Origin of the sequence: Streptomyces lydicus (genome assembly GCF_001729485.1) — a bacterium.
GTDB lineage: Bacteria > Actinomycetota > Actinomycetes > Streptomycetales > Streptomycetaceae > Streptomyces > Streptomyces lydicus_D.
Genome location: NZ_CP017157.1, coordinates 2,761,608 through 2,788,008 on the forward strand (window position 1 = coordinate 2,761,608; position 26,401 = coordinate 2,788,008).

The 26,401-nt window shown below is 71.9% G+C and carries 24 protein-coding genes; 20 read left to right on the forward strand and 4 right to left on the reverse strand.

Annotated features, from left to right (window positions below; genetic code table 11):
- Position 1 precedes the first annotated feature (1 nt).
- The 3 genes from secF to SL103_RS11970 all read left to right on the forward strand — a co-directional run bounded on the left by secF (position 2) and on the right by SL103_RS11970 (position 4,451).
- A complete protein-coding gene (gene secF, locus SL103_RS11960) occupies positions 2-1,126 on the forward strand; it encodes a protein translocase subunit SecF (RefSeq protein ID WP_069568837.1) in 1,125 nt (374 codons plus the stop codon).
- Complete coding sequence (locus SL103_RS11965; RefSeq protein ID WP_069568838.1) at positions 1,123-1,671, forward strand: adenine phosphoribosyltransferase; 549 nt, start codon at positions 1,123-1,125, stop codon at positions 1,669-1,671. Before secF ends, SL103_RS11965 begins: the two co-directional genes overlap by 4 nt.
- A 182-nt stretch (positions 1,672-1,853) precedes the next feature.
- Entirely contained in the window at positions 1,854-4,451 is a 2,598-nt protein-coding gene (locus SL103_RS11970; protein WP_208869848.1) for a RelA/SpoT family protein, read from the forward strand.
- A 57-nt stretch (positions 4,452-4,508) separates the two neighbouring features.
- Here the strand turns inward: SL103_RS11970 and SL103_RS11975 are convergent, their stop codons facing one another.
- Entirely contained in the window at positions 4,509-5,738 is a 1,230-nt protein-coding gene (locus tag SL103_RS11975; RefSeq protein ID WP_069568839.1) for a DUF349 domain-containing protein, read from the reverse strand.
- A 250-nt stretch (positions 5,739-5,988) separates the two neighbouring features.
- Positions 5,989-6,816: a peptidylprolyl isomerase gene (locus SL103_RS11980; protein ID WP_069568840.1), complete on the reverse strand. Its 828-nt coding sequence runs from the start codon at positions 6,814-6,816 to the stop codon at positions 5,989-5,991.
- A gap of 161 nt (positions 6,817-6,977) precedes the next feature.
- Between SL103_RS11980 and SL103_RS11985 the strand changes: the two genes are divergently transcribed.
- From SL103_RS11985 to SL103_RS12000, 4 genes are all read left to right on the forward strand, one after another.
- Positions 6,978-7,691 carry an MBL fold metallo-hydrolase gene (locus SL103_RS11985; protein WP_069568841.1) on the forward strand — a complete coding sequence of 238 codons (714 nt, stop codon included), beginning with the start codon at positions 6,978-6,980 and terminating at the stop codon, positions 7,689-7,691.
- A gap of 11 nt (positions 7,692-7,702) precedes the next feature.
- Entirely contained in the window at positions 7,703-8,965 is a 1,263-nt protein-coding gene (gene hisS, locus SL103_RS11990) for a histidine--tRNA ligase (RefSeq protein WP_069568842.1), read from the forward strand.
- A 189-nt stretch (positions 8,966-9,154) separates the two neighbouring features.
- A complete protein-coding gene (locus SL103_RS11995) occupies positions 9,155-9,796 on the forward strand; it encodes a vitamin K epoxide reductase family protein (protein WP_069568843.1) in 642 nt (213 codons plus the stop codon).
- A 146-nt stretch (positions 9,797-9,942) separates the two neighbouring features.
- A complete protein-coding gene (locus SL103_RS12000) occupies positions 9,943-11,313 on the forward strand; it encodes a replication-associated recombination protein A (protein WP_069573630.1) in 1,371 nt (456 codons plus the stop codon).
- Between the two features lie 6 nt (positions 11,314-11,319).
- On the opposite strand, the gene SL103_RS12005 is transcribed toward SL103_RS12000, so the two are convergent.
- On the reverse strand, positions 11,320-12,072 hold the full coding sequence (locus SL103_RS12005) for a DUF2470 domain-containing protein (RefSeq protein ID WP_069568844.1): 753 nt from the start codon (positions 12,070-12,072) through the stop codon (positions 11,320-11,322).
- 3 nt (positions 12,073-12,075) lie between these two features.
- On the opposite strand from SL103_RS12005, the gene SL103_RS37775 reads away from it, so the two are divergent.
- Both SL103_RS37775 and rpsD read left to right on the forward strand, forming a co-directional pair.
- The gene (locus tag SL103_RS37775; protein ID WP_164492788.1) at positions 12,076-12,222 is read left to right on the forward strand and encodes a hypothetical protein; all 147 of its coding nucleotides are present in this window, start codon (positions 12,076-12,078) and stop codon (positions 12,220-12,222) included.
- 38 nt (positions 12,223-12,260) lie between these two features.
- Positions 12,261-12,872, forward strand: a complete 612-nt coding sequence (gene rpsD, locus SL103_RS12010) for a 30S ribosomal protein S4 (RefSeq protein ID WP_045867327.1) — start codon at positions 12,261-12,263, stop codon at positions 12,870-12,872.
- 26 nt (positions 12,873-12,898) lie between these two features.
- On the opposite strand, the gene SL103_RS12015 is transcribed toward rpsD, so the two are convergent.
- The gene (locus SL103_RS12015) at positions 12,899-15,097 is read right to left on the reverse strand and encodes an ATP-binding protein (protein WP_069573631.1); all 2,199 of its coding nucleotides are present in this window, start codon (positions 15,095-15,097) and stop codon (positions 12,899-12,901) included.
- Between the two features lie 178 nt (positions 15,098-15,275).
- Between SL103_RS12015 and SL103_RS12020 the strand changes: the two genes are divergently transcribed.
- The 11 genes from SL103_RS12020 to SL103_RS12070 all read left to right on the forward strand — a co-directional run bounded on the left by SL103_RS12020 (position 15,276) and on the right by SL103_RS12070 (position 26,401).
- Complete coding sequence (locus SL103_RS12020; RefSeq protein WP_228332406.1) at positions 15,276-15,707, forward strand: DUF948 domain-containing protein; 432 nt, start codon at positions 15,276-15,278, stop codon at positions 15,705-15,707.
- 8 nt (positions 15,708-15,715) lie between these two features.
- On the forward strand, positions 15,716-16,060 hold the full coding sequence (locus SL103_RS12025) for a DUF6167 family protein (protein WP_033267839.1): 345 nt from the start codon (positions 15,716-15,718) through the stop codon (positions 16,058-16,060).
- Positions 16,060-18,729, forward strand: coding sequence for an alanine--tRNA ligase (gene alaS / locus SL103_RS12030; RefSeq protein WP_069568845.1), 2,670 nt, complete (start codon positions 16,060-16,062; stop codon positions 18,727-18,729). Before SL103_RS12025 ends, alaS begins: the two co-directional genes overlap by 1 nt.
- A 14-nt stretch (positions 18,730-18,743) precedes the next feature.
- A complete protein-coding gene (gene ruvX, locus SL103_RS12035) occupies positions 18,744-19,208 on the forward strand; it encodes a Holliday junction resolvase RuvX (protein WP_069568846.1) in 465 nt (154 codons plus the stop codon).
- 128 nt (positions 19,209-19,336) lie between these two features.
- On the forward strand, positions 19,337-21,043 hold the full coding sequence (gene mltG, locus SL103_RS12040; RefSeq protein WP_069568847.1) for an endolytic transglycosylase MltG: 1,707 nt from the start codon (positions 19,337-19,339) through the stop codon (positions 21,041-21,043).
- On the forward strand, positions 21,040-21,867 hold the full coding sequence (locus SL103_RS12045) for a shikimate dehydrogenase (protein WP_069568848.1): 828 nt from the start codon (positions 21,040-21,042) through the stop codon (positions 21,865-21,867). The genes mltG and SL103_RS12045 overlap by 4 nt, the downstream gene beginning before the upstream one ends.
- Positions 21,868-22,026: 159 nt before the next feature.
- Positions 22,027-23,211, forward strand: coding sequence for a chorismate synthase (aroC, locus tag SL103_RS12050; RefSeq protein WP_069568849.1), 1,185 nt, complete (start codon positions 22,027-22,029; stop codon positions 23,209-23,211).
- A complete protein-coding gene (locus SL103_RS12055) occupies positions 23,208-23,765 on the forward strand; it encodes a shikimate kinase (RefSeq protein WP_069568850.1) in 558 nt (185 codons plus the stop codon). Before aroC ends, SL103_RS12055 begins: the two co-directional genes overlap by 4 nt.
- A complete protein-coding gene (gene aroB / locus SL103_RS12060) occupies positions 23,762-24,853 on the forward strand; it encodes a 3-dehydroquinate synthase (protein WP_069568851.1) in 1,092 nt (363 codons plus the stop codon). Before SL103_RS12055 ends, aroB begins: the two co-directional genes overlap by 4 nt.
- A gap of 5 nt (positions 24,854-24,858) precedes the next feature.
- Positions 24,859-25,308 carry a type II 3-dehydroquinate dehydratase gene (gene aroQ / locus SL103_RS12065; RefSeq protein WP_069568852.1) on the forward strand — a complete coding sequence of 150 codons (450 nt, stop codon included), beginning with the start codon at positions 24,859-24,861 and terminating at the stop codon, positions 25,306-25,308.
- 232 nt (positions 25,309-25,540) lie between these two features.
- Complete coding sequence (locus tag SL103_RS12070) at positions 25,541-26,401, forward strand: Pro-rich N-terminal domain-containing protein (RefSeq protein WP_069568853.1); 861 nt, start codon at positions 25,541-25,543, stop codon at positions 26,399-26,401.

The window sequence follows — 26,401 nt, forward strand, 5'->3', positions numbered from 1 at the left end:
GATGTCCAAGCTCGGAAACATCGGCGCCCGGCTCTACCGCGGTGAGGTCGGCTACGACTTCATCGGCAAGCGGAAGATCTGGTACGGCATCTCGATCCTCATCACCATCACGGCCATCGTCGGCCTGGCGGTGCGGGGTCTGAACTTCGGCATCGAGTTCTCCGGCGGCGCGGTCTTCACCACTCCCAAGACCAGCGTCTCCGCCTCCCAGGCGCAGCACGAGGCCGAGTCCGCGGCCTCCGGCCACCAGGCCGTGGTCCAGAAGCTCGGCAGCGGCGGGCTGCGCATCCAGATCAGCGGTCTGGACACCAAGCAGTCGCTGCCGGTCCAGGAAGAGCTCGCCAAGGACCTGAACGTCCCGGTCAAGGACGTCAACACCCAGCTGGTCGGCCCGAGTTGGGGCGAGGAGATCGCCAACAAGGCGTGGCTGGGCCTGGGGATCTTCATGATCCTCGTGGTGCTCTACCTGGCCATCGCCTTCGAGTGGCGGATGGCCCTCGCCGCCCTGATCGCGCTGATCCACGACCTCACGATCACGGTCGGCGTCTACGCCCTGGTCGGCTTCGAGGTCACCCCCGGCACGGTCATCGGTCTGCTGACGATCCTCGGTTACTCCCTCTACGACACGGTCGTCGTCTTCGACAGCCTCAAGGAAGCCTCCAAGGACATCACCAAGCAGAACCGCTTCACGTACGGCGAGATCGCCAACCGTTCGATCAACGGCACCCTGGTGCGTTCGATCAACACCACGGTCGTGGCGCTGCTCCCGGTCGCCGGTCTGCTGTTCGTCGGCGGCGGCGTGCTGGGCGCGGGCATGCTCAACGACATCTCGCTGGCCCTGTTCGTCGGTCTCGCCGCCGGTGCGTACTCCTCGATCTTCATCGCGACCCCGCTGGTCGCCGATCTGAAGAACCGCGAGCCGCAGATGAAGGCGCTGGCCAAGCGGGTCCTGGCGAAGCGTGCCGCGGCCGCGGCCAAGGGCGCGGGCCAGGAGGACGCACCGGACGAGGTGTCCGGCGCGGTCGAGGCCGGGGACGACGACGGCGCCGCCGCGGTCGTCGGCCCGCGCCACCAGCCCGCCTCCCGCAACCGCGGACGCGGTCGCCCGTCGGGCAAGCGCCGATGACCGCCCCCGCCGCCCTGCGCGAGCTGCTGCTGAGCAAGATCACCGATGTGCCGGACTATCCCCAGCCCGGGGTGATGTTCAAGGACATCACCCCGCTGCTGGCCGATCCGGCGGCGTTCGGCGCGCTCACCGACGCGTTCGCCGAGCTGTGCGACCGCCACCGCGTGGACAAGGTCGTGGGTCTGGAGGCGCGCGGCTTCATACTGGCCGCTCCCGCCGCGATCCGCGCCGGCGTCGGCTTCATCCCCGTACGCAAGGCCGGCAAGCTGCCCGGCACCACGCTCTGCCAGGCGTACGAGCTGGAGTACGGCACCGCCGAGATCGAGATCCACGCCGATGCGCTGGCCCCGGGCGACCGGGTGCTGGTGATCGACGACGTCCTGGCCACCGGCGGTACCGCCGATGCCTCGCTGCAGCTCATCCGGCGCGCCGGTGCCGAGGTCGCGGCCGTCGCGGTGCTGCTGGAGCTGGGTTTCCTGGCCGGCCGGCAGCGCCTGGAGCCGGGGCTGAAGGGCGCTCCGCTGGAGGCGCTGATCACGATCTGACCGCGCCCGCCAGGGCAGGCGCGACACCCACCGCACAGGGGCATCCGGAACATTTCGGGTGCCCCTGAGTGCTGTGTCATGTACCGACCCATGGCCGCGCGGCGGGCGCGGCCCAGGGCTCGATACCATGGCACCCCGACCCGTTCGAGGTCCTGGGGTCCGGAACCGCTTGAGGAGTGCTCTTGCCAGACGAGGCCCAGCCGCTCTCCCCCGGACTGCGTCCGGCGGGATCCGATGCCGCGCGCCCGGACGAGACGAAGCCCGGTACCGCGGCTTCCCCGGACGCGCCCCAGTCCGAGCGGCACGGTGCGCCCGACGGGGCCCGGCCGCCGGCCGGCCGGCCCGCCGCCGCGCAGGCCCCCGCCGAGCGGCCCGCTGGCTCCTCGTCCCGGGCCGGATCCGCACCGGCCGGCGCGCCCAAGCCGCCCGCCAAGGCCGACCAGCCCCCCGCTCCGAAGCCGTCGACGCCCGCCCCCGCCGGCCGCTCCGGGTCGCCCAACCGGGTCCGGGCCCGCCTGGCCCGGCTCGGCGTCCAGCGCTCCAGCCCGTACAACCCGGTCCTGGAGCCGCTGCTGCGCGCCGTCCGCGGCAACGACCCCAAGATCGAGACCGCCACGCTGCGGCAGATCGAGCGCGCCTACCAGGTCGCCGAGCGCTGGCACCGCGGCCAGAAGCGCAAGAGCGGCGACCCGTACATCACCCATCCGCTCGCCGTGACGACGATCCTCGCCGAGCTGGGCATGGACCCGGCGACGCTGATGGCCGGCCTGCTGCACGACACCGTCGAGGACACCGAATACGGCCTGGACACCCTGCGGAACGACTTCGGCGACCAGGTCGCGCTGCTGGTCGACGGCGTCACCAAGCTCGACCGCGTCAAGTTCGGTGAGGCCGCGCAGGCCGAGACGGTGCGCAAGATGGTCGTGGCGATGGCGAAGGACCCGCGCGTCCTGGTCATCAAGCTCGCCGACCGGCTGCACAACATGCGCACCATGCGCTATCTCAAGCGGGAGAAGCAGGAGAAGAAGGCCCGCGAGACGCTGGAGATCTACGCCCCGCTCGCCCACCGCCTGGGCATGAACACCATCAAGTGGGAGCTGGAGGACCTCGCCTTCGCGATCCTCTACCCCAAGATGTACGACGAGATCGTGCGTCTGGTGGCCGAGCGGGCGCCGAAGCGGGACGAGTACCTGGCGATAGTGACCGACGAGGTCCAGGCCGACCTGCGCGCCGCGCGCATCAAGGCCACCGTCACCGGCCGCCCGAAGCACTACTACAGCGTCTACCAGAAGATGATCGTCCGCGGCCGCGACTTCGCGGAGATCTACGACCTGGTGGGCATCCGCGTCCTGGTCGACACGGTCCGCGACTGCTACGCCGCCCTCGGCACCATCCACGCGCGGTGGAACCCGGTCCCCGGCCGGTTCAAGGACTACATCGCGATGCCGAAGTTCAACATGTACCAGTCGTTGCACACGACGGTCATCGGACCCAGCGGCAAGCCGGTCGAGCTGCAGATCCGCACGTTCGACATGCACCGCCGCGCCGAGTACGGCATCGCCGCCCACTGGAAGTACAAGCAGGAGGCGGTGGCCGGCGCGTCCAAGGTGCGTACGGACGTGCCGAAGAACGCCGGCAAGGGCCAGGACACCGTCAACGACATGGCCTGGCTGCGGCAGTTGCTCGACTGGCAGAAGGAGACCGAGGACCCGGGCGAGTTCCTGGAGTCGCTGCGCTTCGACCTGTCGCGCAACGAGGTCTTCGTCTTCACGCCGAAGGGCGACGTGATAGCGCTGCCGGCCGGCGCCACGCCCGTCGACTTCGCCTACGCGGTGCACACCGAGGTCGGCCACCGCACGATAGGGGCCCGGGTCAACGGGCGCCTCGTACCGCTCGAATCGACCCTGGACAACGGCGACCTGGTGGAGGTCTTCACCTCCAAGGCGACGGGTGCCGGACCGTCCCGCGACTGGCTCGGCTTCGTCAAGTCCCCGCGCGCCCGCAACAAGATCCGCGGCTGGTTCTCCAAGGAGCGCCGCGACGAGGCGATCGAGCAGGGCAAGGACGCCATCGCGCGCGCCATGCGCAAGCAGAACCTGCCGATCCAGCGGATCCTGACCGGCGACTCCCTGGTGACCCTGGCGCACGAGATGCGCTACCCGGACATCTCCTCGCTCTACGCCGCCATCGGCGAGGGCCACGTCGCCGCGCAGGGCGTCGTGCAGAAGCTGGTGCAGGCGCTCGGCGGCCAGGACGAGGCCACCGAGGACATCGCCGAGTCGACCCCGATCCGGCCGCGTTCCAAGCGCCGTTCCAGCGCCGACCCCGGCGTGGTCGTCAAGGGCGTCGACGACGTCTGGGTCAAGCTGGCCCGCTGCTGTACGCCGGTGCCGGGCGACCCCATCATCGGCTTCGTCACCCGCGGCAACGGCGTCTCGGTGCACCGCGCCGACTGCGTCAACGTCGATTCGCTGTCCCGGCAGCCGGAGCGGATCCTCGACGTCGAGTGGGCACCCACCCAGTCGTCGGTCTTCCTGGTCGCCATCCAGGTGGAGGCGCTGGACCGCTCCCGGCTCCTGTCGGACGTCACCCGGATCCTGTCCGACCAGCACGTCAACATCCTCTCGGCGGCCGTGCAGACCTCCCGGGACCGCGTCGCCACCTCCCGCTTCACCTTCGAGATGGGCGACCCCAAGCACCTGGGCCACGTCCTGAAGGCCGTGCGGAGCGTGGAGGGCGTCTACGACGTCTACCGGGTGACCTCGGCCCGCAGGCCGTAGCGCGCACGGGAAAGGGCCCCGGTACCTGGGTACCGGGGCCCTCACCTCTCGGCCGCATCAGCCGCCGAACTCCTCCAGGCCCTTCAGCGCCTGGTCCAGCAGTGCCTTGCGGCCCTCCAGCTCGCGCCCGAGCTTGTCGGCCTTGGCGTCGTTGCCGGCCGCCCGGGCCGCGCCGATCTGCTTCTCCAGCTTGTCGACGGCGTCCTGGAGCTGGCCGGTCAGCCCCGCGGCGCGGGCCCGCGCCTCAGGGTTCGTACGGCGCCACTCGGCTTCCTCGGCCTCCTGGATGGCGCGCTCGACGGCGTGCATCCGGCCCTCGATCTTGGGGCGGGCGTCGCGCGGGACGTGGCCGATGGCCTCCCACCGCTCGTTGATCGAGCGGAACGCGGCGCGCGCGGTCTTCAGGTCCGAGACCGGGAGCAGCTTCTCGGCCTCGACCGCCAGCTCCTCCTTGCGGGTCAGGTTCTCCCGCTGCTCGGCGTCGCGCTCGGCGAAGACCTCCCCGCGGGCCTGGAAGAAGATGTCCTGGGCGCCGCGGAAGCGGTTCCACAGGTCGTCCTCGTGCTCGCGCTGGGCGCGGCCCGCGGCCTTCCACTCCGTCATCAGCTCGCGGTAGCGGGCGGCGGTGGCGCCCCAGTCCGTCGACTGCGACAGCGCCTCGGCCTCGGCTACCAGCTTCTCCTTGGCCAGGCGGGACTGCTCGCGCTGGGCGTCCAGCGACGCGAAGTGCGCCTTGCGCCGCTTGGAGAAGGCCGAGCGGGCGTGCGAGAAGCGGTGCCACAGCTCGTCGTCCGCCTTGCGGTCGAGCCGCGGCAGGCCCTTCCAGATGTCGACCAGCGCGCGCAGCCGCTCACCGGCCGCCCGCCACTGCTCGCTGACCGCCAGCTCCTCGGCCTCGACGACCAGCTTCTCCTTGGCGTGCCGGGCCTCGTCGCTCTGCTTGGCCTTCTCGGCCTTGCGCTCCTCGCGGCGCGACTCGACCGCCTCGACGAGCTTGTCCAGCCGCTTCCTGAGCGCGTCCAGATCGCCGACCGCGTGGTGCTCGTCGACCTGCTGGCGCAGGTGGTCGATCGCGGTGTTCGCGTCCTTCGCCGACAGGTCGGTGGTCTTGACCCGGCGCTCGAGGAGGCCGATCTCGACGACCAGGCCCTCATACTTGCGCTCGAAGTAGGCGAGGGCCTCCTCAGGAGTGCCCGCCTGCCACGATCCGACGACCTTCTCGCCATCGGCGGTACGCACGTACACGGTCCCCGTCTCATCGACGCGGCCCCACGGGTCGCTGCTCACAGCGCCTCCTCCACATGATGCCGACGGGGGCGCGTGGCCCCCCGGCATCGTCCACAGTTTCTGTCCGGCAGGGCCGCGCCCTGGCCGGTCCGACGGGCTGTCTTGCGGGTGAGGGTGGCAGCCGTCGGAGCAGGCACCCTACACAACGCCAATCTAGGCGACCGGCGGTCGGCTGTCCGCATCCAGCGCGACCGGATTTCCGCGGTTCGCGCGCGGGCGACCAGGGGCCGCCCGCGCCTCACCCGGCCGGTCAGGACTTGGTGACGGCCGCCTTGTCGATCACGACGTTCGCGTGCGGCGCGGTGTTGCCGGTCTGCGGGTCGGGGGACGTCGCACCGGCGTCGGCGATCTTGCGCAGCACGTCCATACCGCCGGTGATGGTGCCGAACGGCGTGTAGTTGGGGGGCAGCTGGCTGTCCTGGAAGACGAGGAAGAACTGGCTGCCGCCGGAGTTGCGGGTCTTCTCGTCCTTGCCGTCGTAGCTGTTGGCCATCGCGACCGTGCCCGCCGGATAGACATCGCCCTTGAGGCGCGGGTCCTTGAGGTTCTCGTCCGGGAGCCGGTAGCCGGGGGTGCCGCTGCCGGTGGCCGTCGGGTCGCCGCACTGGAGGACGTGGATGCCGGCGTCGACCAGGCGGTGGCACTTGCTGTGGTCGAAGTAGCCCTGGGCGGCCAGGAAGGCGAAGGAGTTGACCGTGTGCGGAGCCTTGCCCGGGTCCAGCTTCAGCTCGATGGTGCCGCACGTCGTCGACAGCTTCGCGGCGTAGGACGCCGAGGTGTCGACCGACATGGCCGGTTCCTTCTTCCAGGTCTTCTTCGACGGCGCGCCCTTGGCCGGCGTACCGCACGGGTTCTTCGGCGCGGGCGGGGCCGCCGCCTGGTCGGACGCCGCCTCGTCGCCGCCGGTGAGTCCGGCCGAGGCGTAGGCGGCGACGCCGGCGGCCAGGGCCACGGCCACGGCGGACGCGACGATCACATTGCGGCGCCTGGCCTTGCGCTGGGCCACCGACCGCCGTTCCTGCTGACGCTCGAACTTCTCCCGGGCGAGCTGCCGCCGCCGCTGATCCTTGCTGACCACCGGTCGTCTCCTTGTCCGATCACTGATCGCTGTGGTGCGCCGTGGCCGTACCGTATACGGGTTCGCCCTGTCGGGAGTCCCGCCGGTAGGCTCTGGAGCTGCCGAGATCTCCGGGGAGCGGCCCTGCGGTCCGCCCTCCACACCGACCTTTAAGGACGAACGTGCTGATTGCCGGGTTCCCCGCCGGGGCCTGGGGGACCAACTGCTACTTGGTCGCCCCCGCCGCCGGTGAGGAGTGCGTCATCATCGACCCGGGCCACCAGGCGGCCCAAGGCGTCGAGGACGCGGTGCGCAAGCATCGGCTCAAGCCCGTCGCGGTCGTCCTCACCCACGGCCACATCGACCATGTCGCCTCGGTCGTCCCCGTGTGCGGCGCGCACGACGTCCCGGCCTGGATCCACCCCGAGGACCGCTTCATGATGAGCGACCCGGAGCGGGCCCTGGGCCGCTCCATCGGTCAGCAGCTCATGGGCGAGCTGACGGTGGGGGAGCCGGACGACGTCAAGGAGCTGACCGACGGTGCCGTCCTCGAACTCGCCGGGATGGAGTTCTCCGTCGCGCACGCACCGGGCCATACCAAGGGGTCGGTGACGTTCGGGATGCCCGAGCAGGCGGACATTCCGCCGGTGTTCTTCTCGGGCGACCTGCTGTTCGCCGGCTCCATCGGACGCACCGACCTGCCGGGCGGCGACCACGCCGAGATCCTCAAGTCGCTGGCGCGCGTGTGCCTGCCGCTGGAGGACTCGACCGTGGTCCTCTCCGGCCACGGCCCCCAGACCACCATCGGCCGCGAGCGCGCCACCAACCCCTTCCTCCGGGAAGTGGCCGCCGGCCGCGGAGACGGCTTCACCGCCGCTCCACGACGAGGAATGTGACGAGAACTTCCGTGAGCACCTTCAAGGCCCCCAAGGGCACGTACGACCTGATTCCGCCGCAGTCGGCCACCTATCTCGCGGTGCGCGAGGCGATCGCCGCGCCGCTGAAGAACTCCGGGTACGGATACATCGAGACGCCCGGCTTCGAGAACGTCGAGCTGTTCGCGCGCGGTGTCGGTGAGTCCACCGACATCGTGACCAAGGAGATGTACGCCTTCGAGACCAAGGGCGGCGACCGGCTCGCGCTGCGGCCCGAGGGCACCGCGTCCGTGCTGCGCGCCGCGCTGGAGGCCAACCTCCACAAGGCCGGCAACCTCCCGGTCAAGCTGTGGTACTCCGGCTCGTACTACCGCTACGAGCGTCCGCAGAAGGGCCGCTACCGCCACTTCTCGCAGGTCGGCGCCGAGGCCATCGGGGCCGAGGACCCGGCGCTGGACGCCGAGCTGATCATCCTGGCCGACCAGGCGTACCGCACGCTGGGGCTGCGCGACTTCCGCATCCTGCTGAACTCCCTGGGCGACAAGGAGTGCCGCCCCGTCTACCGCGCCGCGCTGCAGGACTTCCTGCGCGGGCTCGACCTGGACGACGACACCCGGCGCCGGGTCGACATCAACCCGCTGCGCGTCCTGGACGACAAGCGCGACGCGGTCCAGAAGCAGCTGACCGGTGCGCCGATGCTGCGCGACTACCTCTGCGAGGAGTGCAAGGCGTACCACGAGCAGGTGCGCGAGCTGCTGACCGCGGCGGGCGTGGCGTTCGAGGACGACGAGAAGCTGGTGCGCGGCCTGGACTACTACACCCGCACCACCTTCGAGTTCGTCCACGACGGGCTGGGCTCGCAGTCCGCGGTGGGCGGCGGCGGCCGCTACGACGGCCTCTCGGAGATGATCGGCGGGCCCGAGCTGCCGTCCGTCGGCTGGGCACTGGGCGTCGACCGCACGGTCCTGGCGCTGGAGGCCGAGGGCGTCACGCTCGACATCCCGTCGGCCACCGCGGTGTACGCGGTGCCGCTCGGCGACGAGGCCCGCCGGGTGCTGTTCGGCAAGGTCACCGAGTTGCGCCGGGCCGGTCTCGCGACCGACTTCGCGTTCGGCGGCAAGGGCCTGAAGAACGCCATGAAGTCCGCCAACCGCTCCGGCGCGCGGCTGGCGCTGGTGGCGGGCGAGCGGGACCTGGCCGAGGGCGTGGTCCAGCTGAAGGACCTGGAGAGCGGCGAGCAGGGCGCGGTCGCGCTGGACGCGGTGCTCGACGAGGTCCGGCGCAGGCTGGGCTGAGGCCGGCCGGCGGCGCCACCACCGGTGGCGCCGTCAACCCGCCGTACCGGGAATCATCCCGTTCAGCGGCCGTCTCTTTATGCGCAGCGAACGGTGGGCCGTCGGGGAGTTGGGGCACAATGAAGGCCGCGCCCGCGGGTGTCGCGGGCCTGCCAGGCCCCTCTTCCCACCGACCGACGGAACGGCCACATGACGACGACAGCGGTTGACGACGTGTCCCTCGACGACGATCACGCGAGCGGCGCGGGCACCATCGGCTCGGGCCGCGGCCTCGCGCTCCTCCTGGTGATCACCGGCGCGCTCGGCGTCCTGGCGGCCTGGGTCATCACGCTGGACAAGTTCGAGCTGCTGAAGGACCCCAACTTCAAGCCGGCCTGCAGCCTCAGCCCGATCATCTCCTGCGGCAGCGTCATGCAGAGCAAGCAGGCGGAGGTCTTCGGCTTCCCGAACCCGATGGCCGGGCTGATCGGCTTCGGCGTGGTCGTCGCGATCGGCATGGCGCTGCTCGCCGGCGCCCGCTTCCGCCGCTGGTACTGGATCGGGCTGAACGTGGGCACCGGCCTCGCCGCGGCCTTCTGCATGTGGCTGATGACGCAGTCGCTTTACGAGATCAACGCGCTGTGCCTCTGGTGCACGCTGACCTGGTGCGTCACGATCCTGATGTTCTGGTACACCACCGCGCACAACCTCAAGCACGGCATCATCCCGGCCCCCGAGGGGCTGCGCCGGACGGTGGTGGAGTTCCACTGGGTCGTGCCGGTGCTCTGGTACGGCGTGATCGCGCTGCTGATCCTGACCCGCTGGTGGTCGTACTGGAGCAGCCTCCTGTAGGACGACGCCTCGCTGCGCGGGCGGCCCGGAAAGCACCGCTCCGGAGCCCCGACCGCCCCGGCGACCTGGCGTGAAGTGCCCCTGCGCCCCGGCCCCTCCCGACGGAGGCCGGGGCGTTGTCAGTGGGGTGGCTTAGGCTCGTGATCGTGGAGCCCGATCTGTTCACCGCCGCCGCCGAAGACCGCCAGGAGAAGGACCCCGCGGGGTCCCCGCTCGCCGTGCGGATGCGCCCGCGCACCCTCGACGAGGTCGTGGGTCAGCAGCATCTGCTCAAGCCGGGCTCGCCGCTGCGCCGCCTGGTCGGAGAGGGCGCCGGGGGCCCGGCGGGGCCGTCCTCGGTGTTCCTGTGGGGGCCGCCCGGCATCGGCAAGACGACCCTGGCGTACGTCGTCAGCCAGGCGACGAACAAGCGCTTCGTGGAGCTCTCCGCGATCACCGCCGGGGTCAAGGAGGTCCGGGCGGTCATCGACGGCGCCCGCCGGGCCTCCGGCGGCTTCGGCAAGGAGACCGTCCTCTTCCTCGACGAGATCCACCGCTTCAGCAAGGCTCAGCAGGACTCCCTGCTGCCGGCCGTCGAGAACCGCTGGGTCACCCTGATCGCCGCGACGACCGAGAACCCGTACTTCTCGGTGATCTCCCCGCTGCTCTCCCGCTCCCTGCTGCTGACGCTGGAGCCGCTCACGGACGACGATCTGCGCGGGCTGCTGCGGCGCGCGCTGACCGACGCGCGCGGACTGGCGGGCGCCGTCACCCTTCCCGAGGACACCGAGGGCCACCTGCTGCGCATCGCGGGCGGCGACGCCCGGCGGGCGCTGACGGCCCTGGAGGCGGGCGCCGGTTCCGCGCTGGCCAAGGGGGAGAAGGAGATCACCCTCCGGACGCTGGAGGACTCCGTCGACCGGGCGGCGGTGAAGTACGACCGGGACGGCGACCAGCACTACGACGTCGCCAGCGCGCTGATCAAGTCCATCCGGGGCTCGGACGTCGACGCGGCGCTGCACTATCTGGCGCGCATGATCGAGGCGGGGGAGGACCCGAGGTTCATCGCCCGCCGGCTGATGATCTCGGCGAGCGAGGACATCGGCCTGGCGGACCCCACGGCCCTGCAGACCGCGGTCGCCGCGGCCCAGGCGGTGGCCATGATCGGCTTCCCGGAGGCCCGGATCACGCTCAGCCAGGCCACCATCGCGCTGGCCCTGGCGCCCAAGTCCAATGCCGCCTACACCGCGATCGACGCCGCGCTGGCCGACGTGCGGGCGGGCAAGGCCGGTCCGGTGCCGCTCCATCTGCGCGACGGCCACTACAAGGGCGCCCAGAAGCTGGGCCACGGCCAGGGCTACCAGTACCCGCACGACCTCCCGGGCGGTATCGCCGCCCAGCAGTACGCACCGGACGAGTTGCACGGCACGCGCTATTACGAGCCCACCCGGCACGGCGCCGAGGCGCGCTACGCCGACGTGGCCGAGCGGGTGCGCGCCCGCCTGCGCGGCGTCACCGGCGAGGGCACGGCCGAGTAGCCGCCCCTAGTCGCCCGCCGCCTCGAAGAGCTGGTGCATCGCCCGGCGCAGCTCCGCCACGTCCCGTACGGGCTCGGGGAAGTCGAAGCGGGCGTCGAAGGAGCGCTGCTCGGCGTCGGTGAAGCGGACCCGGAGGCCGAAGCGGTCCAGGCCCACCGGCACGGCGCGGTCGCGCAGCCCGCAGAGCTGCTCCCGGTCGCCCAGCAGGGCGCACAGCCCGCGGACCTGTGCGCTGTGTGCCGCGTGCAGGTGCTGGAGCAGCTCCGCCTCGTGCGCGACCAGCGGGTCGGGGGCCGCGGCGGCGAAGTCGTCCGGCTCGAAGGGCTCGGCGCCCCACAGGTCGTCCACCGCGCCCTCGCCGACCTCCAGGCGCAGCATCATCCAGGCGGTCCGCCCGGCCGGGCCCGGTGCCGGGTCCGGCCGCAGCGCCTCACCGATGCCGAGCAGCTCGCCGACCGGATGCCGCTCCGCGAGCAGCATCGCCGCCTCACCCCGCTGACCAGTGCGTACCGGCGTCAGCCAGCCGGCCACCCAGGCCCGGCCGCGGATGCGATGGGGCACCGAGACCGGCGCCACATCGGTGATCTCCATCACGGCGGTCAGCTCGTCGTCCTGGGCGTGGGCGGCCGCCCGGGCCGCCGCGGAGTCCCCGGGAACCAGCAACAGCACGTCCCCGTCGGGTGTCACGGTCCGGCTGACCGGCGCCGAGAGGCCGGTCTCGTCGGGATCCTCGACGCCGGGGATGCTCAGGGACGCCATACCATGGGATTCGACGAGGGTTCGTACGCGCTCGGCGGCAGTGGGCTGCTGGGCGTCTTCCACGGGACGCGGCTGACCCGACTCGGTGCTCTGACCAGCATCGGGCAGGGGGATCCCCGGTCGAAACATGCGTTCTCCTCGCGCTGCTAAGGTAAGCCTCACCTAACTTACACGGAGGTCCGTTCCACGTGAACCAGTCGCGTCCCAAGGTCAAGAAGTCGCGCGCGCTCGGCATCGCGCTGACGCCCAAGGCCGTCAAGTACTTCGAGGCCCGTCCCTACCCGCCCGGCGAGCACGGCCGCGGCCGCAAGCAGACCAGTGACTACAAGGTCCGTCTGCTGGAGAAGCAGCGTCTGCGCGCGCAGTACGACATCAGCGAGCGCCAGATGGCGCGCGCCTACGACCGCGCTCGGAAGGTCGAAGGCAAGACCGGCGAAGCGCTGATCATCGAGCTTGAGCGCCGTCTGGACGCGCTCGTCCTGCGTTCGGGCATCGCCCGCACGATCTACCAGGCCCGCCAGATGGTCGTTCACGGCCACATCTCGGTGAACGACCGCAAGGTCGACAAGCCGTCCTTCCGCGTCCGCCCCGGCGACGTCGTGATGGTCCGCGAGCGCAGCCGCGAGAAGCACCCCTTCCAGGTCGCGCGTGAGGGTGGCTACGCCCCCGACGGCGAGACCCCCCGCTACCTGGAGGTCAACCTGCAGGCGCTGGCGTTCCGCCTCGACCGGGACCCCAACCGCAAGGAGATCCCGGTGATCTGCGACGAGCAGCTCGTCGTCGAGTACTACGCCCGCTAAGCACCACCGCACGGCGCAGTACCGCTTCAGCCCGCCGTCTCCCCGCCGCTCGCGGAGGGGGAGGCGGCGGGCTCGTTCGTGGCCGGCGACCCGATCCGCACCGCCCGCCGCGGTCCGGGCACCGGGCCGCGGGCCGGCAGGATCCTGGCCGCCGCCGCGTCCAGGTCGAGCCGGGCGCCCGCCCGTACGGCACGCTCGTAGCGCCCGTCGCCCAGCAGCCGGCGTGCCTGCTGCTCGCACAGGGCGTGCGGGCGGCTGAAGTAGCGCGAGCCGAACAGCGGCAGCCCCACCGAGGGCCAGATCCGCTCCGCGGCCCCCTGCAGCACGGCTGCCTCCTCCGCCTCCCCCTCACCGGCCACCACCAGCGCCATCAGTTCGATCGCCAGCACCGCGCCCAGCAGATCGCGGAAGGCGTGGTGGATGCCCAGGCACTCCTCCAGCAGCGTCCGCGCCCGCCCGGCCTCCCCGTCCGACCAGGCCGCGTACGCCAGGACGAACAGCGCGTACGCCCGGGTCCAGCGCTCGCCGTGGTCCTCGCACACCTCCAGCACGTCCTGGCACAGCCGAACCGCGTCCGCCAGCTCGCCCTGGAAGGCCACCGCCATCGCCAGCTCGACCTGCCCCATCAGCACGTTGCTGTTGAGCTCGCCGATCTCGCGGTAGCGCGCCAGCGCGCCGCGCAGCAGCTCCTCGGCGCGCAGCATGTCGTCGCAGACCAGTGCCAGACAGCCGGTGCGGTGCAGCGCGTAGGCGGCCGCGGTGGCGTTGCCGGTCCGCTCGGCCTCCTCGCGGCACTCCTGCAGCGCCCCCAGCGCGCCGACGGTGTCGCCCTGGAGCACCGCGACGTAGCCGGTCACCCACAGCGCCTTCAGCCGCGCCTCGTCGTGGCCGCCCTCCAGTTCCAGCGCCCGGTCCAGCCAGTGCCGCCCCTCCGCGAGCCGCCCGCAGCCCACCCAGTAGAACCACAGGGTGCCCGCCAGGTACTGGCCCAGGTGGGTGTCGGAGGCGCTCTCCAGGCTGTGCTCCAGCGCGATCCGCAGATTGGGCAGCTCGGCCTCGATCCGGGCCGCGATCTCGGCCTGCCGCGAGCTGAACCAGTCCAGCTCGCACCAGGTCGCCAGGCCCAGGTACCAGTCGCGGTGCCGGCGCCGCAGCCGCTCGCCGTCCCCCGTCGCGGCCAGCCAGTCCGCGCCGTAGGCCCGTACGGTGTCCAGCATCCGGTAGCGGACCCCGGCCCCGTTCTCCTCCCGTGCGAGGACCGACTGGGCCACCAACTCCCCTACGACGTCCAGGAGTTCCTCGGCCGGCAGCTCCGGCCCCGAGCAGACGTACTCGGCCGCCTCCAGGTCGAACTGCCCGGCGAAGACCGACAGCCGCGCCCACAGCAGCCGCTCCCGCGGCGTGCACAGCTCGTGGCTCCAGCCGATCGCGCAGCGCAGCGTCTGGTGGCGGGGCGGGGCGCCGCGGGTGGTGCCGGTCAGCAGCCGGAAGCGGTCGTCGAGGCGGTGCAGCACCTGCTCGACGGAGAGCGCGCGCAGCCGCCCGGCGGCCAGCTCCAGCGCGAGCGGAATGCCGTCCAGGCGCCGGCAGAGCTCGTCCACCGCGTCCTCGTCGCCAAGGCCGGCGCCGAAGCCCGCGACGACGCCCGCGGCGCGGTCGGCGAACAGCGCCGCGGCGTCGGCGGCCTTCATCGGCGGCAGCGGCAGGACCTGCTCGCCGGGAACCCCGAGCGGGCGCCGGCCGGCGGCCAGCACCCGCAGTCCGGGCGCCCGCCGCAGCAGTGCCGTGATCAGCTCGGCGCAGGCGTCGACCAGGTGCTCGAAGCCGTCCAGGACGAGCAGCAGCTCGCGGTCGGCGAGGTGGTCGCAGAGCGCGGAGCGCGGCGGGCGGGTGCTGTGGTCGGCCAGTGCCAGCGCCTCGGCGACGGTGTGGTCCAGGAGGTGCGGATCGTGCAGCGAGGCCAGTTCGACCAGCCACACCCCATCGCAGAAGCGATCCTGCAAGATCGCGCCGGCATGGGCGGCGAGCCGTGACTTCCCCACGCCGCCCAGCCCGGTGACGGTGACCAGCCGGTCCGGTCCCAGCCGCGCCGCGAGCTCGGCCAGTTCGTCGTCGCGGCCGACGAAACGGTTCAGTTCCGCGGGGAGATTGCCCGGCCTTCCCGGAGGCCGGGAGCGGTCGGGCGAGGGGCCGGAGCCGGGCCCGGGGACCGTGAAGCGTCGCATGGCACACGGAGCGTACTCGGCGGGATGCGGACCGTACAATCACGCCGCCCGGTGCCGTTCCTGTTCCCCGCGTGGCACCGGGAACGGGGTACGGACGGACAGTCACGGCGCGATAAGGTCAAGGTTGCCGTTCGAGCAGGACGAGAGAAGACCGAACCAGTCGGAGAGTGGTGCCAACGTGTCCGGTGGAGAGGTGGCCGGGATCCTCGTGGCCGTCTTCTGGGCGATCCTCGTGTCGTTCCTCGCCCTCGTGCTGGTGAGGCTCGCGCAGACGCTGAAGGCGACCACCAAGATGGTGGCCGAGGTGTCCGATCAGGCCGTCCCGCTGCTCGCCGACGCGTCCGCGACCGTCCGCTCCGCGCACACGCAGCTGGCCCGCGTCGACGCCATCGCCGCCGACGTCCAGGAGGTCACCGCCAACGCCTCCGCGCTCTCCTCGACCGTCTCCTCCGCCTTCGGCGGACCGCTGGTCAAGGTGGCCGCGTTCGGCTACGGCGTGCGCCGCGCGATCGGCAAGAAGGGCGAACCCGAGCCGAAGCGCACCGTCGTCGGCCGTACCCTGCCCGGCGCCCGCCGCGGCGGGCGCCGCAACCGCCGTTCCAAGGACTGATCACCGCGATGTTCCGCCGTGCATTCTGGTTCACCACCGGCGCCGCCGCCGGGGTGTGGGCCACCAACAAGGTCCACCGAAAGCTGCGCAAGCTGCAGCCCGACAGCCTCGCCGCACAGGCCGCGGACAAGGCCGTCGAGACCGGACACCGGCTGCGTCAATTTGCATTGGACGTACGCGCCGGAATGGCGGACCGTGAGGAACAGCTGCACGACGCCCTCGGCCTGAGCACGCCGGCCGAGCCGCGCGAGCTGCCCGCACCGCGCCGCGCGGTGCTCGAACCGCAGTACCGCATCACCAGAACAACCGGACCGCACGGTCTGACCGGACCGACTGGAAAAGAGGACCACTGATGGAGTCGGCTGAAATCCGCCGCCGCTGGCTGCGCTTCTTCGAGGAGCGCGGGCACACCGTCGTGCCGTCGGCGTCACTCATCGCGGACGACCCGACGCTGCTGCTCGTCAACGCGGGCATGGTCCCCTTCAAGCCGCTCTTCCTCGGCGAGGTCAAGCCGCCGTACAAGACCGCCACCAGCGTTCAGAAGTGCGTCCGCACGCCGGACATCGAAGAGGTCGGCAAGACCACCCGGCACGGCACGTTCTTCCAGATGTGCGGCAACTTCTCCTTCGGCGACTACTTCAAGGAAGGCGCCATCAAGTACGCCTGGGAGCTGCTGACCGGCTCGCAGGCCGACGGTGGCTACGGCCTCGACCCGGAGAAGCTCTGGATCACCGTCTACCTCGACGACGACGAGGCCGAGCGCATCTGGCACGAGGTCATCGGCGTGCCCAAGGAGCGCATCCAGCGCCTGGGCAAGAAGGAGAACTACTGGTCCATGGGCGTCCCGGGCCCCTGCGGCCCGTGCTCCGAGATCAACTACGACCGCGGCCCCGAGTTCGGCGTCGAGGGCGGCCCGGCCGTCAACGACGAGCGGTACGTGGAGATCTGGAACCTGGTCTTCATGCAGTACGAGCGCGGCGCGGGCACCGGCAAGGAGGACTTCGAGATCCTCGGTGAGCTGCCCAGCAAGAACATCGACACCGGACTCGGCCTCGAGCGCCTGGCGATGATCCTGCAGGGCGTGCAGAACATGTACGAGACCGACACCCTGCGCGTCGTCATCGACAAGGCCACCGAGCTGACCGGCGTCCGCTACGGCGCCGCGCACGACAGCGACGTCTCGCTGCGCGTGGTCGCCGACCACATCCGTACGTCCACGATGCTCATCGGCGACGGCGTCACGCCCGGCAACGAGGGTCGCGGCTACGTCCTGCGCCGCATCATGCGCCGTGCCATCCGCAACATGCGCCTGCTCGGCGCCACCGGCCCGGTCGTCGGCGAGCTGCTGGACGTGGTCATCAAGACCATGGGCCAGCAGTACCCGGAGCTGATCGAGGACCGCCGGCGCATCGAGACCGTCGCGCTCGCCGAGGAGGCCGCCTTCCTCAAGACGCTGAAGGCCGGCACCAACATCCTCGACACCGCCGTCACCGACACCAAGGCCACCGGCTCCACGGTCCTGCCCGGCGACAAGGCGTTCCTGCTCCACGACACCTGGGGCTTCCCGATCGACCTCACCCTCGAAATGGCCGCCGAGCAGGGCCTGTCGGTGGACGAGGACGGCTTCCGCCGCCTGATGAAGGAGCAGCGGGAGCGCGCCAAGGCCGACGCCCAGGCCAAGAAGAGCGGCCACGCCGACCTGTCGGCCTACCGCGAGGTCGCCGACAAGTCCGGCGCCACCGAATTCACCGGCTACAGCGCCACCGAGGGCGAGTCCAGCGTGGTCGGCCTGCTGGTCAACGGCGTTCCGGCGCCCGCCGCCCACGAGGGCGACGAGGTCGAGGTCGTCCTGGACCGCACCCCCTTCTACGCCGAGGGCGGCGGCCAGCTCGCCGACACCGGCCGGATCAAGCTGGACTCCGGCGCCGTCGTCGAGGTCCGCGACGTCCAGCAGCCGGTGCCCGGCGTCACGGTCCACAAGGGCGTCGTCCAGGTCGGTGAGGTGGTGCTCGGCTCCACCGCGTACGCCACCATCGACGTCACCCGCCGCCGGGCCATCGCCCGCGCCCACAGCGCCACCCACCTCACCCACCAGGCGCTGCGCGACGCGCTCGGCCCGACGGCCGCCCAGGCCGGTTCGGAGAACTCCCCGGGCCGCTTCCGCTTCGACTTCGGCTCGCCGACCGCGGTGCCGGGCACGGTGCTCACCGACGTCGAGCAGAAGATCAACGACGTGCTCGCCCGCGAGCTCGACGTGCATGCCGAGGTCATGAGCATGGACGAGGCCAAGAAGCAGGGCGCCATCGCCGAGTTCGGCGAGAAGTACGGCGACCGGGTCCGCGTGGTCACCATCGGCGACTTCTCCAAGGAGCTGTGCGGCGGCACGCACGTCCACAACACCGCCCAGCTGGGTCTGGTGAAGCTGCTCGGCGAGTCCTCCATCGGCTCCGGCGTCCGCCGTGTCGAGGCCCTGGTCGGCGTCGACGCCTACCGGTTCCTCGCCCGCGAGCACACGGTCGTCTCCCAGCTCACCGAGCTGGTCAAGGGACGCCCGGAGGAGCTGCCGGAGAAGATCTCCGGTGTCCTGGCCAAGCTGAAGGACGCCGAGAAGGAGATCGAGAAGTTCCGCGCCGAGAAGGTGCTGCAGGCCGCCGCCGGGCTGGCCGAGGGCGCCAAGGACGTCCGCGGGGTGGCGCTGGTCGCCGCCCAGGTCCCGGACGGCACCTCCGCCGACGACCTGCGCAAGCTGGTCCTCGACGTCCGCGGCCGGATCCAGGGCGGCCGCCCCGCCGTCGTGGCCCTCTTCTCGGTCGCCAACGGCCGCCCGGTGACCGTCATCGCCACCAACGAGGCCGTCCGTGAGCGCGGCGTCAAGGCCGGTGACCTGGTCCGTACGGCCGCGAAGACGCTCGGTGGCGGAGGCGGCGGCAAGCCGGACGTCGCCCAGGGCGGCGGTCAGAACCCCGCCGCGGTGCCCGAGGCCATCGAGGCCGTGGAGCGCCTCGTGGCCGAGGCGGCCTGACGCGCGTGAGTGAGATGCGACGCGGCCGGCGTCTCGCGGTGGATGTCGGGGACGCCCGTATCGGGGTCGCCTCGTGCGACCCCGACGGGGTCCTCGCCACCCCGGTCGAGACCGTGCCGGGACGTGACGTCCCGTCAGCGCACCGCCGGCTCAAGGCGATCGTCGACGAGTACGAGCCGCTGGAAGTCGTGGTCGGCCTGCCCCGCTCCCTCAGTGGGGGAGAGGGGCCGGCCGCGGCCAAGGTCCGGGCCTTCGCCCAGGAGCTGGCGAGGAACATCGCACCCGTAGGGGTCCGGCTGGTCGACGAGCGGATGTCGACGGTCACCGCGACCCAGGGCCTGCGGGCCTCGGGGGTGCGGGGCAAGAAGGGCCGTTCGGTGGTCGACCAGGCCGCCGCGGTGGTCATCCTGCAGAGCGCGCTGGAGACCGAACGCGTCTCCGGGGAACCTCCGGGCGAGGGCGTCGAAGTGGTCATCTGATCGCGATACGGTAACGTGCCGCGCGATGCGGCGGCGGTTCGAACAGCCGCACGTGCAAGTAGAGGCGGATCCGTACAGCAAGCGCGCTGCCAGGCCGGAGCGCACCGCCTCTCGGCTCTAGGGGATCGATGACCGAGTATGGCCGGGGCTACGGCTCCGAACCGTGGCATCCCGAGGACCCGCTCTACGGAGACCAGGGTTCCTACGGGGGCCAGGCGCAGCAGCCCCAGTGGGGCGGGCAGCAGCCCGCCCCGCAGCAGCCCGCCCCTCAGCAGTACAGAGACCCCCAGCAGCATCCCCAGCAGCATCCGCAGCAGCAGTACAACGGGGGCTGGGACGGTTCCCAGACGGGGCAGTTCCCGTACGACCCGTACGACCCCTACGGGCAGCCCCAGCCGCAGGCCGATCCTTATGCCGGCGCGGGCCAGGACCCCTACGGGCATCAGGGCGGCTATCAGCAGCAGCCGCATCACCAGCAGCACATGCAGCAGCAGGTGGCGCCGCACCCGCAGCAGGTGGCGCCGCACCCGCAGCAGATGGCGCCTCAGCAGCAGTACCCGCCGCACCAGTACGAGCAGCCCGTCGAGCCGCCGTACGAGGACCCCGCCGACGACTGGCGGGCCGAGCCGGAGTCGCCGCGGGACCCGGAGTCGGGGCACGCCTTCTTCGCCGACGACGAGGACGACGACCACCCCGGCCCCGACGACGAGCCGCGCGAGCGGCGCGGCAAGCGCAACGGCAAGAAGAACAAGCGGCGCAGCGGGACGACCTGCCTGGTCGCGACCCTGATGTTCGCCGGCGCGGTCGGCGCCGTCGGCTACTTCGGCTACGACTTCTTCATGGCCCACTTCGGCTCGGCCCCCGACTACGAGGGCGAGGGCTCGGGCGCGGTCCAGGTCGACATTCCGGATGGCTCACCCATTTCGGAAATGGGGCAGATCCTCGCCAAGAACGGCGTGATCAAGAGCGCCGGCGCGTTCAGCGAGGCAGCGGGCGACAACAAGAAGTCCGGGCTGCTGCAGCCGGGGACTTACTCCCTGCGCAAGCACATGTCGGCCGCCTCGGCCATGGAACTGATGCTGGACCCGAAGAGCCGCAACGGTCTGACGATCCGCGAGGGTCTGCGGGCCAAAGACGTCTACGCGCTCATCGACAAAAAGCTCAAGCTCAAGGCGGGCACGACCAAGGGCGTCGCCGAACACGAGGTCAAGAACCTCGGCCTGCCCTCCTGGGCCGACGACAACGGCAAGATAAAAGACCCGCTGGAGGGGTTCCTCTACCCCTCCACGTACAGCGTGGGCGAGAAGGCGAAGCCGGCCGCGGTCCTCAAGCAGATGGTCGCGCGGGCCAACCAGGTCTACGAGAAGTACGACCTGGAAGGTAATGCCCGCAAGCTCAACCTCCAGTCGCCGCTGCAGCTGCTCACCGTCGCCAGCCTCACGCAGGCCGAGGGCAAGTACAAACACGACTTCGTCAAGGTCGCACGCGTCGTCTACAACCGCCTCAAGCCGAACAACACCGAGACCTACGGGCTGCTCGACTTCGACTCGACGGTGAACTACGCCAAGTCCCGCAGCACCCTGGACACCGGGTCCGTCGACGATCTGCGGCATTTCAACGACCCCTACAACACCTACAAGTTCAAGGGTCTGCCCCCGGGGCCGATCGGAAACCCGGGCGAAGTGGCGATCAATTCGGCGATTCACCCGGCCCCGGGCAACTGGTACTACTTCGTCTCGATCAGCCCGGAAAAGACGCTGTTCGCCGCGACCAACGAAGAGCACGAGCGGAACCGCCGCATTTACCTGAAGGAACACGGAAAAGCCGAGCAATGAGTCCCACACGTCGCGCCGCGGTTCTCGGATCCCCCATCGCGCACTCGCTCTCCCCGGTGCTGCACCGCGCCGCCTACGCGGAACTGGGCCTGGCCGACTGGACCTATGACCGCTTCGAGGTGGATGAGGCCGCGTTGCCCGGGTTCATGGAGAAGCTCGGTCCCGCCTGGGCGGGGCTCTCGCTGACCATGCCGCTCAAGCGCGCGGTGATCCCGCTGCTCGACGAGATCACGCCGACCGCGTCGTCGGTGGAGGCGGTGAACACCGTCGTGTTCACCGCCGACGGGCGGCGCCTCGGCGACAACACCGACATTCCCGGCATGATCGCCGCGCTGCGTGAGCGCGGCGTGCGGCAGGTCGAGCGCGCCAGTGTGCTGGGGGCGGGTGCCACCGCCTCCTCGGCGCTCGCCGCGCTCTCCCGTATCTGCACCGGCGAGGTCACCGCGTACGTCCGGAGCGAGACGCGGGCCGCCGAGATGCGCGGCTGGGGCGAGCGGCTCGGCGTCACGGTGCGCACCGCTCCCTGGGAGGACGCCGCCGAAGCCTTCGCCGCCCCGCTGGTCGTCGCCACCACCCCGGCGGGCACCACCGACGCGCTCGCCGGCGCGGTGCCCGACCGGCCCGGCACGCTCTTCGACGTCCTCTACGAGCCCTGGCCGACGGCGCTCGCCGCTGCCTGGGCGGACCGCGGTGGCGCGGTGGTCGGCGGCCTCGACCTGCTCGTGCACCAGGCCGTGCTCCAGGTGGAGCAGATGACCGGCCGCGCGCCGGCCCCGCTGGCCGCGATGCGCCGGGCCGGGGAGGCGGCGCTCGCCGCCCGCTGACCGCCGGCCGCCACCGCCCCCGGCGCCGTGGCCCCGGCCCCCGCGGCCCGGGGACCCCGCCGCCGGGTCCGCTTCCTGGACTGCGCGCCGCCCCTCCGGTGCGACGTGGGAGGATCAGGGGGAGACCGTACGCGGATGAGCAGTACATGAGGAGCACCGTTGAGCAGGTTGCGCTGGCTGACGGCGGGGGAGTCGCACGGCCCCGCACTCGTGGCGACGCTGGAGGGCCTTCCGGCCGGGGTCCCGATCACCACTGAGCTGGTGGCGGACGCGCTGGCACGGCGCCGGCTGGGCTACGGCCGCGGTGCCCGGATGAAGTTCGAGCAGGACGAGATCACCTTCCTCGGCGGTGTGCGGCACGGTCTGTCGCTGGGCTCGCCCGTGGCGATCATGGTCGGCAACACCGAGTGGCCCAAGTGGGAGCAGGTGATGGCGGCCGACCCGGTGGACGCGGAGGAGCTCGCCGCGCTGGCCCGTAACGCGCCGCTGACCCGCCCCCGCCCCGGTCACGCCGACCTCGCCGGCATGCAGAAGTACGGCTTCGACGAGGCCCGCCCGATCCTGGAGCGCGCCTCGGCGCGGGAGACCGCGGCGCGGGTGGCGCTGGGTGCGGTGGCCCGCTCGTTCCTCAAGGAGACGGCCGGCATCGAGATCGTCTCGCACGTCGTCGAGCTGGCCGCGGCCAAGGCGCCGTACGGCGTCTACCCGAAGCCGTCCGACGTGGCGAAGCTGGACGCCGACCCGGTGCGCTGCCTGGACGCGGACGCGAGCAAGGCGATGGTCGCGGAGATCGACCAGGCCCACAAGGACGGCGACACCCTGGGCGGTGTCGTCGAGGTGCTGGCCTACGGCGTGCCGGTGGGCCTCGGCTCGCACGTCCACTGGGACCGCCGTCTCGACGCCCGGCTGGCCGCCGCCCTCATGGGCATCCAGGCGATCAAGGGTGTCGAGGTCGGTGACGGTTTCGACCTGGCGCGGGTACCCGGCTCCCAGGCGCACGACGAGATCCTCGCCACCGACGACGGCATCCGGCGCAGCTCGGGCCGTTCCGGCGGCACCGAGGGCGGTCTGACCACCGGCGAGCTGCTGCGGGTGCGGGCCGCGATGAAGCCGATCGCGACGGTGCCGCGGGCGCTGGCGACGGTCGACGTGAGCACCGGCGAGGCGGCCAAGGCGCACCACCAGCGCTCGGACGTCTGCGCGGTCCCGGCGGCCGGCATCGTCGCCGAGGCCATGGTGGCCCTGGTGCTCGCCGACGCGGTGGTGGAGAAGTTCGGCGGCGACAGCGTGCCCGAGACCCGCCGCAACGTGCGGAGCTTCCTCGACAACCTGGCGATCAAATGACGTCGCCGGTCGTCGTGCTGATCGGCCCGCCCGGCGCCGGCAAGTCGACGGTGGGCGCGCTGCTGGCCGAGCGGCTCGGCGTCGGCTACCGCGACACCGATGCCGACATCGTCGCCACGGCGGGCCGGCCGATCGCCGAGATCTTCATCGACGAGGGCGAACCGCACTTCCGTGAGCTGGAGCGCGCGGCGGTGCGCGAGGCGGTGGAGCGCCATCCGGGCGTGCTCTCGCTCGGCGGCGGCGCGATCATGGACGACGGCACCCGCAAGCTGCTGACCGGCCTGCCGGTGGTCTTCCTCGACGTCGAACTCGCCGACGCCGTCAAGCGGGTGGGCCTGGACGCGCCCCGCCCGCTGCTGGCCGTCAACCCGCGCAAGCAGTGGCGCGAGCTGATGGAGAAGCGGCGGCCGCTGTACACCGAGGTCGCGCGCGCCGTGATCGCCACCGGGGAGCGCACCCCCGGCCAGGTCACCGAGGCGATCATGGACGCTTTGGAGCTACGGACGGCCGCGGGAGACGCCCCGCGGGCCGCCCACAGGGAGGAACAGGCATGACGGAGCAGCCCACCCGGATCCAGGTCGGCGGCACGGCGGGCACCGACCCGTACGAGGTGCTCGTCGGACGGCAGCTGCTCGGCGAACTCCCCGGCCTGATCGGCCAGGGCGCCAAGCGCGTCGCCGTGCTGCATCCGGAGGCGCTGGCCGCCACCGGCGAGGCGCTGCGCGAGGACCTCGCCTCGCAGGGCTACGAGGCGATCGCCATCCAGCTGCCGAACGCCGAGGAGTCCAAGACCGCCGAGGTCGCCGCGTACTGCTGGAAGGCGCTGGGGCAGTCCGGCTTCACCCGCAGCGATGTGATCGTCGGCGTCGGTGGCGGCGCCACCACCGACCTGGCCGGGTTCGTCGCCGCGACCTGGCTGCGCGGGGTGCGCTGGATCGCGGTGCCGACCACGGTCCTCGGCATGGTCGACGCGGCGGTGGGCGGCAAGACGGGCATCAACACCGCCGAGGGCAAGAACCTCGTCGGCGCCTTCCACCCGCCGGCCGGTGTGCTCTGCGACCTGGCCGCGCTCGACAGCCTGCCGGTGCACGACTACGTCTCCGGCCTGGCCGAGATCATCAAGGCGGGCTTCATCGCCGACCCGGCGATCCTCGACCTCATCGAGTCGGACCCGGAGGCCGCCAAGCGCCCGGACGGCGCGCACACCGCCGAACTGATCGAGCGGGCCATCCGGGTCAAGGCCGAGGTGGTCTCCGCGGACCTCAAGGAGTCCGGCCTGCGGGAGATCCTCAACTACGGCCACACCCTGGCGCACGCCATCGAGAAGAACGAGCGTTACAACTGGCGGCACGGCGCGGCGGTCTCCGTCGGCATGGTCTTCGCCGCCGAACTCGGCCGGATCGCCGGCCGCCTGGACGACGCCACCGCCGACCGGCACCGCACCGTCCTCGCGTCCGTCGGGCTGCCGCTGACCTACCGCGGCGACCAGTGGCCCAAGCTGCTGGAGACGATGAAGGTCGACAAGAAGTCCCGCGGCGACCGGCTGCGCTTCATCGTCCTGGACGGCCTGGCCAAGCCGACCGTCCTGGAGGGTCCGGATCCGGCCATGCTGCTCGCCGCACACGCCGAGATCGCAGCGTGAGCGGCATGACCGGCAAGCCCCGCCGGGTACTCGTCCTCAACGGCCCCAACCTCGGCCGGCTGGGCTCCCGTGAGCCGGACGTCTACGGTGCCACCTCCTACGCCGGGCTGGTCGAGGAGTGCACCCGGCTCGGCAAGGAGCTCGGGTTCGCGGCCGAGGTCCGGGAGACCAACGACGAGGGCGAGATGATCCGCTGGCTGCACGAGGCCGCCGACGGCTCGATCCCGGTCGTCATCAACCCCGGCGCTTTCACGCACTACTCGTACGGCATGAGGGACGCGGCCGCCCAGCGCACCGCCCCCCTGATCGAAGTGCACATCTCCAACCCGTATGCCCGGGAGCAGTTCCGCCACAATTCGGTCATCGCGGCCGTCGCCAGCGGTACGGTCGCCGGCTTCGGCATCGGCTCCTACCGTCTCGCCCTCCGCGCGCTGGCCGAGGAACTGGACAACTGACGGCCCCCGCGGGGCACTTCGGCCCCGCCGCCGGCCGTTCAGGTGGTGGCCGCCGCGGGTAGTGACCCTCCCGGGCCGCGTCCGGGAGGGTACCGTTCGCACCGGTACCACCCACGACGGCGGCCATGGGGCACAACGGCCCCCCGGGGCCGGTGGGTTGCCGCACGACGCACCGGGCAGCCACGCCCGGCGCCGCGCACCACGTCGACCGCACGAGACGGAGAGCCACCGGATGCAGTACGCAGTGGGGGCCCCGCTGCCGCCCAACGGGCAGGCATCGGGAGCCGGGGCTGCCATGCACTGGACGCCCAACCCGGGGCCCACCCCGCCGGCACCGTCCGGCCCGCCACCGGCCCCCGCCGCCCCGCCGGCGCAGCAGCCCGCACCCGGGCAGGGCTGGCACGGGCCCGCACCCCAGCAGGCCCCGGCCGGCGGCCACAGCACCACGGACATCACCGGCCACATCCAGCTGCCCCCGGGCGCGCCGGTGGCCCTGCCCAGCCCGCCGGCCGACACCGCCGCACCGGACGCCTCGCAGGCGGCCGTCGCGGTGCTGCTGATCGGCCCGGCCGGCGCCGGCAAGACCAGCGTCGCCCGCCACTGGGCCGACACCCGGCGGGTGCCGACCGCGCACATCAGCCTCGACGACGTCCGCGAATGGGTCCGGTCCGGCTTCGCCGATCCGCAGTCCGGCTGGAACGACCACTCCGAGGCGCAGTACCGCCTCGCCCGCCGCACCTGCGGCTTCGCGGCCCGCAACTTCCTGGCCAACGGCATCTCCTGCATCCTCGACGACGCCGTCTTCCCGGACCGCCCGGTCGTCGGGCTCGGCGGCTGGAAGCGCCATGTGGGCCCCGGCCTGCTGCCGATCGTGCTGCTGCCGGGCCTGGAGATCGTCCTGGAGCGCAACGCCCGGCGCAGCGGGAACCGCCGGCTCTCCGACGAAGAGGTCGCCCGGATCCACGGTCGGATGGCCGGCTGGTACGGCTCCGGCCTGCCGATCATCGACAACTCCCAGCACGACGTCGCGACGACCGTCCGGGTCCTCGACGACGTCGTGGCCCGCTCCCTGGCCAGCCCGCCGAGCTGGTAG

What these genes read in the sequence shown, in the direction of transcription:
- secF (WP_069568837.1), top strand. Translation starts at nt 2, where the DNA reads ATGTCCAAGCTCGGAAACATCGGCGCCCGGCTCTACCGCGGTGAGGTC.
- SL103_RS11965 (WP_069568838.1), top strand. Translation starts at nt 1,123, where the DNA reads ATGACCGCCCCCGCCGCCCTGCGCGAGCTGCTGCTGAGCAAGATCACC.
- SL103_RS11995 (WP_069568843.1), top strand. Translation starts at nt 9,155, where the DNA reads ATGACGACGACAGCGGTTGACGACGTGTCCCTCGACGACGATCACGCG.
- SL103_RS12005 (WP_069568844.1), bottom strand. Translation starts at nt 12,072, where the DNA reads ATGGCGTCCCTGAGCATCCCCGGCGTCGAGGATCCCGACGAGACCGGC.
- SL103_RS37775 (WP_164492788.1), top strand. Translation starts at nt 12,076, where the DNA reads ATGGGATTCGACGAGGGTTCGTACGCGCTCGGCGGCAGTGGGCTGCTG.
- SL103_RS12015 (WP_069573631.1), bottom strand. Translation starts at nt 15,097, where the DNA reads ATGCGACGCTTCACGGTCCCCGGGCCCGGCTCCGGCCCCTCGCCCGAC.
- SL103_RS12025 (WP_033267839.1), top strand. Translation starts at nt 15,716, where the DNA reads ATGTTCCGCCGTGCATTCTGGTTCACCACCGGCGCCGCCGCCGGGGTG.
- alaS (WP_069568845.1), top strand. Translation starts at nt 16,060, where the DNA reads ATGGAGTCGGCTGAAATCCGCCGCCGCTGGCTGCGCTTCTTCGAGGAG.
- ruvX (WP_069568846.1), top strand. Translation starts at nt 18,744, where the DNA reads ATGCGACGCGGCCGGCGTCTCGCGGTGGATGTCGGGGACGCCCGTATC.
- mltG (WP_069568847.1), top strand. Translation starts at nt 19,337, where the DNA reads ATGACCGAGTATGGCCGGGGCTACGGCTCCGAACCGTGGCATCCCGAG.
- SL103_RS12045 (WP_069568848.1), top strand. Translation starts at nt 21,040, where the DNA reads ATGAGTCCCACACGTCGCGCCGCGGTTCTCGGATCCCCCATCGCGCAC.
- SL103_RS12055 (WP_069568850.1), top strand. Translation starts at nt 23,208, where the DNA reads ATGACGTCGCCGGTCGTCGTGCTGATCGGCCCGCCCGGCGCCGGCAAG.
- aroB (WP_069568851.1), top strand. Translation starts at nt 23,762, where the DNA reads ATGACGGAGCAGCCCACCCGGATCCAGGTCGGCGGCACGGCGGGCACC.
- aroQ (WP_069568852.1), top strand. Translation starts at nt 24,859, where the DNA reads ATGACCGGCAAGCCCCGCCGGGTACTCGTCCTCAACGGCCCCAACCTC.
- SL103_RS12070 (WP_069568853.1), top strand. Translation starts at nt 25,541, where the DNA reads ATGCAGTACGCAGTGGGGGCCCCGCTGCCGCCCAACGGGCAGGCATCG.